General features: G+C 62.7%; 7 protein-coding genes. All 7 read right to left on the bottom strand.

Annotation, left to right across the window (positions count from 1 at the left end; translation table 11 throughout):
• Positions 1-10: 10 nt before the first annotated feature.
• Positions 11-907 carry a DNA-binding protein WhiA gene (gene whiA / locus ABUA09_RS12105; protein ID WP_033116865.1) on the bottom strand — a complete coding sequence of 299 codons (897 nt, stop codon included), beginning with the start codon at positions 905-907 and terminating at the stop codon, positions 11-13.
• 14 nt (positions 908-921) lie between these two features.
• Positions 922-1,986 carry a gluconeogenesis factor YvcK family protein gene (locus ABUA09_RS12100; protein WP_058117585.1) on the bottom strand — a complete coding sequence of 355 codons (1,065 nt, stop codon included), beginning with the start codon at positions 1,984-1,986 and terminating at the stop codon, positions 922-924.
• A gap of 13 nt (positions 1,987-1,999) precedes the next feature.
• Positions 2,000-2,860: an RNase adapter RapZ gene (rapZ, locus tag ABUA09_RS12095; protein ID WP_033116864.1), complete on the bottom strand. Its 861-nt coding sequence runs from the start codon at positions 2,858-2,860 to the stop codon at positions 2,000-2,002.
• A gap of 41 nt (positions 2,861-2,901) precedes the next feature.
• The gene (gene murB, locus ABUA09_RS12090; RefSeq protein WP_033116863.1) at positions 2,902-3,816 is read right to left on the bottom strand and encodes a UDP-N-acetylmuramate dehydrogenase; all 915 of its coding nucleotides are present in this window, start codon (positions 3,814-3,816) and stop codon (positions 2,902-2,904) included.
• A 119-nt stretch (positions 3,817-3,935) separates the two neighbouring features.
• The gene (locus ABUA09_RS12085) at positions 3,936-4,682 is read right to left on the bottom strand and encodes a glycoside hydrolase family 25 protein (RefSeq protein WP_227151723.1); all 747 of its coding nucleotides are present in this window, start codon (positions 4,680-4,682) and stop codon (positions 3,936-3,938) included.
• A gap of 113 nt (positions 4,683-4,795) precedes the next feature.
• Positions 4,796-6,256, bottom strand: coding sequence for a glutamate synthase subunit beta (locus ABUA09_RS12080; protein WP_227151724.1), 1,461 nt, complete (start codon positions 6,254-6,256; stop codon positions 4,796-4,798).
• The gene (gene gltB / locus ABUA09_RS12075) at positions 6,256-10,803 is read right to left on the bottom strand and encodes a glutamate synthase large subunit (RefSeq protein WP_279202494.1); all 4,548 of its coding nucleotides are present in this window, start codon (positions 10,801-10,803) and stop codon (positions 6,256-6,258) included. Before gltB ends, ABUA09_RS12080 begins: the two co-directional genes overlap by 1 nt.
• Between the last annotated feature and the right edge of the window lie 93 nt (positions 10,804-10,896).

Raw genomic sequence — 10,896 nt, 5'->3', positions numbered from 1 at the left:
CTGTCGCACGTTATCTTCCGGCCAGTTCCATGAGCTTCCGCAGCCGATGGTTCAGGCATGACTTGGTCACCGGCGGGTCGCAGAGGGCTGCCAACTGTGAGAGCGTCAGTTCCGGATGGTCCATCCGCAGTGCCGCCGTCTCCCGGAGCTTGTCCGGCAGGGAATCCAGCCCGTGGACCGACGCGTACCGCTCAATGGCCTCCACCTGCCCCAGGGCGGCGTCCACCGCCTTATCCAGATTGGCCGAATCACAGTTTACCCGCCGGTTCACACTTCCCCGCAAATGTTTCTCCAGCTTCGCGTTCATCAGCTCCATGGCAGAAAGGGGTGCCCCCACTGCGGTCAGGAAGTCGGCAATGGTCTCGCTGGATTTGAAATAGGTGATATAGTTGGATTTCCGGGTGGTCTGCTTGGGAGAGAACCCCACCTCCGGCAGCAGCGCCGAAAGCTCCCGGCTGACGTTATAATGAGAGGTCACCAGCTCCAGATGGTATCCCTTCGCCGGGTCGCTTACGGAGCCGGCAGTCAGGAAGGCCCCCCGCAGGAAGGCCGTTCTGCAGTGATCCTCCTCCAATACCGCAAAGTTGATATGGTGGGCCAAGCTTACCGCCGGATCGATCCCGTAGATCTCCCGGATGGCGGAAAGCTTGTCCGGATCATGGATCAGGAAGATCCGTTTCCCCGCCTCTCCCGGCTCCGGGCGCTGATCGAAGCTCAGACGAAAGGCCCTTCGGAAGAGCTCCGGGAGTCTCCCTGCAAAGGCAGCGCTGCCCGTGACCACCTTGATTTCCCGCGGAGCAAAGGTATGGCAGAAAAGGAGCACACCATATGCCTCGGCCCGGGCACAGCATTTCCGGGCGGGCTCCCCGCGGCAGAGCTCCTCTTTCACCTGCGTTCCAAACGACATAACGCTCCCCTTCCCTAAGTATCTTCAAGGATAAACGCGCCGTCCTCCGCACCCAGTTTCGGCACGACCCGCATGGAGCGTTCGCCGTGCAGCTCCATCACGGCGGCGGCCAGCCGGGCAATGGAATGCCGGGCAAAGTCGGAGGTCTCAGAGGCCAGAGGCCGTTCCACCAGTTCTATCCCCAGGGACTCTACCGCCGCCCGGTCCACCGCGATGGGGGCGGCATCCTCCTCGCGGTACCGCTCCACCAGGCCGGGCCGCACCTGCGCGGAGTTGGCCAGACAGAGGTCGACTAGGCCCGGCCCACCATGGGCCAGGAGCGCCGCCACGTGGTCTGAGACCGTATAGCCCTCTGTCTCCCCATCCTGGGTCATGATGTTGCAGATATAGATTTTCAGCGCATCAGACGCCCGGATGGCCTCCGCCACCCCATCTACCAGCAGATTGGGGATGACGCTGGTGTAAAGGCTTCCCGGACCCAGTAAAATAAGGTCCGCCTCCCGGATCGCCCGCAGCGTTTCGGGCAGGGCGGGAGGGTGCTCCGGCAGAAGCCGCACCTTCCGGATCCGGCAGTCCTGTTCCTTTTTGAACCGGCTGATCTTGGACTCCCCCACCACGCTGGTCCCGTTTTCAAATGTGGCCTCCAGGCGCACATCCTCGTTTGTAACGGGGAGCACCCGTCCGGTGATGGCCAGCACCTCGCTCATCCGCGCCACCGCCTGATCAAAGGAGGGGGAAATGCCGTTGAGCGCCGCCAGGATCAGATTCCCAAAGGATTGCCCTCCCAGGCTCCCGGAGTCTTTGGGAAAGCGGTAGGACAGCAACTCGCCCATCACGGGCTCCACATTGGCCAGCGCCTCCATACAGTGACGGATGTCCCCCGGCGGGGGCATCCCCAGGTCCTGCCGGAGCATTCCGGAGCCCCCCCCGTCATCCGCCACGGTCACGATGGCGGTCAGGTTGCGGGTATACTGTTTGAGACCGCGCAGCATGGTGGACAGTCCGGTCCCCCCGCCGATGGCGGCGATCTTAGGTCCGTGCTCCCAACGGCTGTCCGAGCGGCCATATGGTTCGATCATAAATCGGCCCTCCTCAGTCCCGCGTCATGTCTCTGTGGTTCTCCGCGGCGCTGTAGCCCTTCTGCCGGATGAAGTCGGCCAATGCGCGGGTCACCGCCACCGAGCGGTGGTGCCCGCCGGTACAGCCCACGCCGATGACCAGTGCGGTCTTTCCCTCCTCCACATAGAGGGGGAGCAGAAAGCCCATCAGGTTCTCCAGGTGCTTCATGAAGTCCCTGGTCTGCTGGTATCCGAATACGAAGTCCCGCACGCCGTCGTCCAGTCCGGTCTGGTCCCGCAGCTCGGCGATATAATAGGGATTGGGCAGGAATCGCACGTCAAAGACCAGATCGGCCTCGATGGGGATGCCGTATTTAAAGCCGAAGGAAATCACGGACACGCTCATGGCCGGCGCTCCGTCCCCCTCTCCAAAGAGGCGGAGCATCTCCCCGCGCAGTTTTGCGGTGGAGAGTGCGGACGTGTCCACGATGTATTCCGCCCGCTGGCGGACGGGCTCCAGAGCCGTCCGCTCCACGCGGACCGCCTCTGCCAGGGAGCGGCCGTTTTTCGCCAGGGGGTGTATCCTGCGGGTCTCCTTGTACCGCTTTACAATGGTCTCCAGCGTGGCCTCCACGAAGAGGATCTTGTAGTCGCAGCCCATTTCGTGGAGCTGGTCCAGAGCGGAAAACAGGCCGTCGAAGGTCTGTCCGCCCCGGATGTCCGTGACCAGCGCCACCCTGTCATATTGACCCTGGCCCGCCATGCAGAGCTCGGCAAACTTGGGGATGAGCGCCGCCGGCATGTTGTCCACCACATAGTATCCCATATCCTCCAGGAAGGAGGCCGCCTTACTCTTCCCGGCGCCGGAAAGGCCGGAAATCAGAATAAATTTCATCTTTTGTCACCCCTCCATGCGCCGCAATGCCGCACTCACGCTTAAACTCCCAGCGTCCGCACCTCAAGCTCCAGTTCCACGCCGGTCTCCCGGCGCACGGTCTCCCGGACAAACTCCGCCAGACGGAGCACATCATCACAGGTGGCCCCCCCCGCGTTGATGAGGAAGCCCGCGTGCTTGGTGGACACCTGCGCTCCACCCATTTTGACGCCTTTCAGCTTGCATTCGTCGATCAGGGCCGCGGCAAAGTAGCCTTTGGGACGCTTGAACGTACTCCCGGCGCTGGGCACATCCAGAGGCTGCTTGTGGCGGCGGCGGTTCCATAGGTCATCCATCAGGGCCTTGATGGCGGCGCTGTCGCCGCTTTTCAGCTCCAGCGTAGCGCCCAGGATAAAGCGCCGTTCATCTGAGAAGGCACTGTGGCGGTAAGAAAAGTCCAGGTCTCGGCCGGAGACCGTCTCCCGCTCCCCCTCCTCCGTAAGGCAGCGCACCTCCCGGACCACCATGCTCATATCCCCTTCATAGGCCCCCGCGTCCATGGTGACGGCGCCGCCGAGCGAGCCGGGAATGCCATGGGCAAACTCCAGCCCGGAAAGCCCCTGCTCCATAGCGAAGGACGCCAGGCGGGAGAGAAGAACGCCGCTCCCCGCGGCGATGGTGTTGCCCTCCGCCCGCAGGCTGTTCAGGCCGCTGACCGCCTTCAGGATAAACCCGTCGTATCCCCGGTCCGCCACCAAAAGGTCGCTTCCGTTGCCCATATAAAATGGGGCGACGCCCAGTCCCCTGGCACAGCGCACCGCGGCCTCGGCCTCCTCCTCCGTGACCGGCAGGGCCATGAGCCGCGCGGGCCCGCCGATCCGGAAGGTGGTGTGCCTGCTCATGAGCTCGTTTTCCCGCAGCTCCAGCCCGGGACAGACTTTTCTGAGTTCCTGTATCAAAGAGAGGTATCGGTCCATATCGCACCTCCAAAAAGAATTGGTATCACATGGCTATTAGGATATTATAGCAGAAATGCCGCGGGATTAGAATAGGGAGCGTGAGAAAAAGCCGGCGCCCGCCCGGGGACAGGCATCCCTCACCCTGCAAGCCCGAAGGTCTGAAATTCCTCCAGAGATCCCCGGAATACATTGAGGTCGATGCGCCGTTCCGCACCGTCATACCCCTCCAGCTCAGCACTGTGGGAATACTGCCAGAAGGACCAGTTCTTGTCAAATGGGGCCAGCAGCGGGCGGCTCACCCACAGGGGATATGCCTCATAGCCCTCCCTGAGATAGAGCGCATAGGAGCGGTATGTCACATAGAGAATGGGCTTTACCCCGTAAAATTCCTCCAGCCGCCGGAGCAGCGGATCCAGCACCGATTTGACATGGGCTTTGTCCGGCAGATTCTCCAGCTTGTCCCCATAGAACTCAATATCCACCACCGGGGGCAGCGCCCCGGCCGTCACCGGTACCATGGAGATGAAATTGTCCGCCTGGGTCTCCCCCGGGCTGTCATAGCTGAAAAAGTGATAGGCTCCCACCCGCACGCCCGCAGCCTGTGCGTTCTCCCAGTTGGCGGAAAACTGCCGGTCCTGAAGGGAGCTCCCCTCTGTGGCCTTGATAAAGGCGAAATCCACACCCTGTGCCCGCAGGGCCGGCCAGTCCACATCCCCCTGATAAGTGGAGACGTCCACGCCGAACACCTGCCACTGGCGCGGGTCAGCCTCCTGCGGCAGCAGGATATACCCCCGCCAGCGCAGGAAATGGAAGAGGGCCACGGCGGCTGTGGCCAGCAGCAGAAGCAGCAGGAGCAGGCGGGACACCACCCTGAAACATTTCATCAATTTGATCACCACGCAACATCATACGGGAATTCTGCGGGAAACGCAACCGGAATTTGACAGGTGTGAAAACTGGAGGGGACACGCCCAAGGCATGTCCCCTCCAGTTTCCCTCATTCCAGGTTGGTATATCCCATCAGGAATTCATCCACCTCCCGGGCGGCGGCCCGGCCCTCCTGGATGGCCCATACCACCAGGGACTGTCCCCGGTGCATATCTCCCGCCGTAAATACCCTGGGTACGCTGGTCGCGTATCGCCCTGCCGCAGTCTGCACGCAGGTACGGGGGGTGCGCTCCACGCCAAAGGCGGCGGGGACATAGTCCTGCGGCCCTAAAAAGCCGGCCGCGATGAGCAGCAGCTCACACTTGAGCGTCTGCTCACTGCCCTCCACAGGCTTGAGGTCGCCGGTGAGCTTCACCGTCCTGACGCCGGTGAGCGCGCCCTTCTCGTCCCTCAGGATCTCGGTCACCGTGGTCTGATAGATCCTGGGATCGGCACCGAAGAGGGCGATGGCCTCCTCCTGGCCGTAGTCGGTCTTGCAGACCCTGGGCCATTCGGGCCAGGGGTTGGTCTCCGCCCGCCGGTCGGGGGCCTTCGGCATCATCTCCAACTGTACCACGGACTTGCATCCATGACGGATGGAGGTGCCCACACAGTCGTTGCCCGTGTCGCCGCCGCCGATGATGACCACATTTTTCCCCTTGGCTGAGACGTACTGCCCGTCCTTGAGATCGGAATCCAGCAGGCTCTTGGTGGTGGCTTTGAGGAAGTCTACCGCGAAATAGACGTCTCCGCCCTCTCTGCCAGGCACCTTCAGGTCCCTTGCTTCCGCCGCGCCGCAGCAGAGCACCACTGCGTCATAGTCCTTCAGCAGGTCCTGGGCGGAGAGGTCCCGCCCCACGTCCACGCCGGTGCGGAACACTATGCCCTCGGCGGCCATCAGGGCCACCCGGCGCTCCACGATACGCTTTTCCAGCTTCATATTGGGAATCCCGTACATCAGCAGACCGCCAGGCCGGTCCGCCCGCTCGAAGACGGTGACGGCGTGCCCTCTGCCTCCCAGTTGGGCCGCGCAGGCCAGTCCAGAAGGGCCGGACCCCACCACCGCCACCCGTTTCCCCGTGTGGACCTTGGGCGGATGGGGCTGGATGAGCCCCTTCTCCCACGCGTCCTCAATGATCCCCAGCTCATTTTCCTTCACGGTGACAGGGTCCCCATGGAGACCGCAGGTGCAGGCCGCCTCGCACAGGGCGGGACACACCCGTCCGGTAAACTCCGGAAAATTGTTGGTCTTCAGGAGCCGCTGGAGTGCATGCCCGAAATTGCCGGTGTAGACGAGGTCGTTCCACTCCGGCACCAGATTGTGCAGCGGACAGCCGGACACCATTCCGTTCAGGACGGCGCCGGACTGGCAGAAGGGGACGCCGCACTCCATACAGCGCGCCCCCTGGCGCCGGCGCTCCTCCCGGCCCAGCCGGGGGTGGAACTCACAAAAATGCCGGACGCGCTCCTTGGGAGCCTCCGCGGGGTTCCCCTGGCGCGGATATTCCAGAAATCCGGTCGGCTTGCCCATTACTGCTCCCCTCCTCTCGTATTCAGGTAAAACGCCTCCACCTCGGCCTGCTCCCGGTCCATCCCCTTCTCCTCCAATTGGGCAATGGTGCGGAGCATCCGATCATAGTCGAGGGGCAGGATCTTCTTGAAGAGCGGCAGATAGTGGTCCAATTGGGTCAGGATCTCCATTCCCCTCTTGGAGCCAGTAAGGGCCACGTGCTCCTGGATGAGGCCCCTGAGCTCTGCAATGTCATGCTTTTCCGTCACCGGATCCATGGAGACCAGCGACTTGTTGAGCCGCATGTAGAGGTCACGGTGCTCATCCAGTACGTAGGCCACGCCGCCCGACATACCGGCGGCAAAATTTTTGCCGGTGCGCCCCAGGACCACCACCCGGCCGCCGGTCATATACTCGCAGCCGTGGTCGCCCACTCCCTCCACCACGGCCACCGCGCCGGAATTCCGGACACAGAAGCGTTCTCCGGCCACGCCGCAGACAAAGGCCCGCCCCGAGGTGGCGCCGTACAGGGCCACGTTACCGATGATGATGTTCTCTTCCGCCGGGTAGGTGCTGTCTTTGGGCGGATAGACCACCAGCTTGCCGCCGGAAAGGCCTTTGCCAAAGTAGTCGTTGGAATCGCCCTCCAGCTCCAGTGTCAAGCCCTTGGGGATGAACGCGCCGAAGGACTGTCCGCCCCCGCCGGTACACTTGACGGTGAGGCTGTCGTCGGGGAGTCGGTCCCCATGGAGCCGTGTGATGTCGGAGCCGAGAATGGTCCCCAGCGTCCGGTCCGTAGAGGAGACTCCGATCTCCACCCTTGCCTTCTCTCCCCGCTCCAGCGCCCTGCCAAGGCGCTTTTCCAGCACCTTGAGGTCCACGGTATCCTCCAGCCTGAAGTCGTAGATATCCGCCGGGTCAAAGTGCTGCTTGGCGCCGGTGCCCACATACGGGTTGGCAAGCACAGCCGAGAGGTCCACCGTGGCGGCCCGCTCATTGGCGGCATGGGGACGGACCTTCAGGAGGTCAGTGCGGCCCACCAGCTCGTCTATGGTGCGCACACCCAGCTTCGCCATATGCTCCCGCAGCTCCTGGGCGATGAAGCGCATAAAGTTCACCACATATTCGGGCCGGCCCGTAAAGCGCTTGCGCAGCTCGGGATTCTGGGTGGCCACACCCACAGGGCAGGTGTCCAGGTTGCAGACCCGCATCATGACGCATCCCATGGTGACCAGAGGCGCAGTGGCAAAGCCGAACTCCTCCGCGCCCAGCATACAGGCGATGGCCACATCCCGGCCGGACATCAGCTTGCCGTCCGTCTCCACCACCACACGGGAGCGGAGCCCGTTCTCCATCAGCGTCTGATGGGTCTCGGCAAGGCCGAGCTCCCAAGGGAGGCCCGCGTTGTGGATGGAGGTCCGCGGAGCGGCGCCGGTACCCCCGTCGTGACCCGAGATAAGGACCACCTGAGCCCCCGCCTTGGCTACACCGGCGGCGATGGTTCCCACCCCTGCCTCCGAGACCAGTTTTACCGAGATGCGGGCCCGCCGGTTGGCGTTCTTGAGATCATAGATGAGCTGGGCCAGATCCTCGATGGAGTAGATATCGTGGTGAGGGGGCGGGGAGATGAGGGTGACGCCCGGGGTGGAGTAGCGGCACTTGGCGATCCAGGGATAGACCTTTTTGCCGGGCAGATGTCCACCCTCTCCGGGCTTGGCCCCCTGGGCCAGCTTGATCTGGATCTCATTGGCGGAGACCAGGTATTCGGACGTAACGCCGAACCGCCCGGACGCCACCTGCTTGATGGCGGAATTTTTATCCGTGCCCAGCCGCTCGGGCCTTTCACCGCCCTCGCCGGAGTTGGACTTGCCGCCCAACAGGTTCATGGCCTGCGCCATGCACTCATGGGCCTCCTGGGAGATGGAGCCGTAGCTCATCGCGCCCGTCTTGAACCGCCTGACAATGGAATCCACGCCTTCCACCTCATCGATGGGGACGGGCGTTTCCGCATAGCGCATCTCCAGCAGCCCGCGGAGGGTATGAGGCCGGGTCTCATCGTCCACATGGGCGGTATACTCTTTGAAGAGTCCGTAATCCCCCCGCCGGGTGGCCTCCTGGAGAAGGTGGATGGTCTGGGGATTGTAGAGGTGGTCTTCCTCGCCCGCGCGGGCCTTATGGGCCCCCATGGAGTCCAGTTCCAGATTGGTCCCCAGGCCCAGGGGATCAAACGCCCTGGAGTGGTTGCGGTCCACCAGCTCCCCGATCTCATTCAGGCCGATGCCACCCACCCGGGAGACCGTGTTGGTGAAATATTGGTCCACCACCTCCTTTGCGATGCCCACCGCCTCAAAGATCTGAGCGGACTGGTAGGACTGGATGGTGGAGATGCCCATCTTGGAGGCGATCTTCACGATCCCATGGAGAATGGCGGCGTTGTAGTCATCCACGGCCGCATGGAAATCCTTGTCCAGCAGCCCGTCCTCAATGAGAGAGACGATGGTCTCCTGTGCCAGGTATGGGTTGATGGCCCGGGCCCCGTAGCCCAGGAGGGTGGCAAAATGGTGGACGTCCCGGGGCTCGGCGGACTCCAGAATGATGGATACCGCCGTGCGTTTTTTGGTCCGTACCAGATACTGCTCAATGGCGGACACGGCCAGCAGAGACGGAATGGCCACGTGGTTCTCGTCTACTCCCCGGTCAGAGAGGATGATGATGTTGGCCCCCGCCCGGTAAGCACGGTCCACCGCCACGAAGAGATGATCCAGCGCGCGCTCCAGAGGGGTGTTCTTATAGTAGAGGATGGAGACGGTCTCCACGTGGAAACCCGGCTTCTTCATATGCCGGATCTTCATCAGGTCCGTAGAGGTGAGGATAGGGTTGTGGACCTGGAGCACCTTGCAGTTCTCCGCCTTTTCCTGGAGGAGGTTGCCGTCGTCGCCGATATAGACGGTGGTGTCTGTGACTACCTCCTCGCGGATGGCGTCGATGGGCGGATTGGTGACCTGTGCAAAGAGCTGTTTGAAGTAGTTGAACAGCGGCTGCCCCCGGTCGTCCAGTACGGCCAGGGGAATATCGACCCCCATGGCGGCGGTGGGCTCGGCCCCGGTCCTTGCCATGGGGAGGATGGCGTTGCGCACGTCCTCATAGGTATAGCCGAAGGCCTTCTGAAGCCGGGCCAGGGCCTCCCGTGAGCGATTCTCCACACGGTGGTTGGGAATGCTCAGATCAGAGAGGTGGACCAAATTCTTATCCAGCCACTCCCCGTAGGGCTGGCGCGCGGCATAGGTCTCCTTGAGCGCCTCATCCCCGATGATCCGCCCGGCCCTGGTGTCCACCAGCAGCATCCGCCCGGGCTGCAGACGGGACTTTTCCACGATACGGTCTGCCGGGATATCCAGCACCCCCACCTCCGAGGAGAGAATCAAGCGGTCGTCAGAGGTCACATAGTATCGGGAGGGGCGCAGGCCGTTGCGGTCCAGGACCGCGCCCACCACATCGCCGTCAGAGAAGAGGATGGATGCGGGGCCGTCCCACGGCTCCATCAGAATGGCGTAGTACTGATAGAGGTCCCGCTTGGTCCTTGAGATGGTCTTGTCCCCCTGCCAGGGCTCGGGGATGGTGACCATGACCGCCAGCGGCAGGTCCATACCGGCCATCATCATAAACTCCAACGAGTTGTCCAGCATGGCGGAGTCGGAGCCCTCTCCGTTGATGACAGGGTAGACCTTGTCCAGCTCCGTGTCCAGCAGGGGCGCAGACATGGTCTCTTCCCGGGCCAGCATCCGATCCGCGTTGCCGCGTATGGTGTTGATCTCTCCGTTGTGGAGAAGCAGGCGGTTGGGGTGGGCCCGCTCCCAGGAGGGGTTGGTATTGGTGGAGAAGCGGGAGTGGACCAGGGCGATGGCCGACTGATAGTCCCTGTCCTGGAGGTCCTTGTAAAACCGCCGGAGCTGGTGGACCAGGAACATGCCCTTATAGACAATGGTGCGGCTGGAGAGGGAGCAGACATAGGTGGCGTCGGCGGACTGCTCAAAGACCCTGCGGGCGACATAGAGCTTCCGGTCGAAGTCGATCCCCCGCGCAGTCCCGTCGGGCCGCCTCACAAAGCCCTGTTCGATGCAGGGCATCTTTGCCAGAGCCTTGCTGCCCAGGATGGAGGGCTCCACCGGGACGCTCCGCCAGCCGAGGAACTCCATTCCCTCTTTTTCCACAATGACCTCGAACATCTTCTTGGCCTGGCTCCGCTTGAGCCCGTCCTGCGGGAAGAAGAACATCCCTACGCCGTAGTCCCGCGCCTCTCCAAGGGATAGGCCCAGCTCACCGGCGGCCTTTTGAAAAAACTGGTGGGAGATCTGGAGGAGGATGCCCACACCGTCGCCGGTCTTGCCCTCGGCGTCCTTTCCGGCCCGGTGCTCCAGCTTTTCCACGATTTTCAGGGCGTCGTCCACCGTCCGGTGGCTCTGCCGGCCCTTGATATCCACCACGGCGCCGATTCCACAGGCGTCATGCTCAAAGGCGGGATCATACAGGCCCTGCTGTCGATATCCCTCGTTTCTGATCATTTCCATTTGTACAAGCCCCTTTCCGGGTAAGAATTCCATGGAAAAAAGGGCGCGGCACACCGGAGCCCTTCCGGCCCGGCGGTCGCACCCCATTGCGCG

The organism is Intestinimonas sp. RTP31139st1_F5_RTP31139_211217 (assembly GCF_040226735.1).
Taxonomy (GTDB): domain Bacteria; phylum Bacillota; class Clostridia; order Oscillospirales; family Oscillospiraceae; genus Intestinimonas; species Intestinimonas butyriciproducens.
This window is presented reverse-complemented; position numbering and strand designations above follow the sequence as displayed.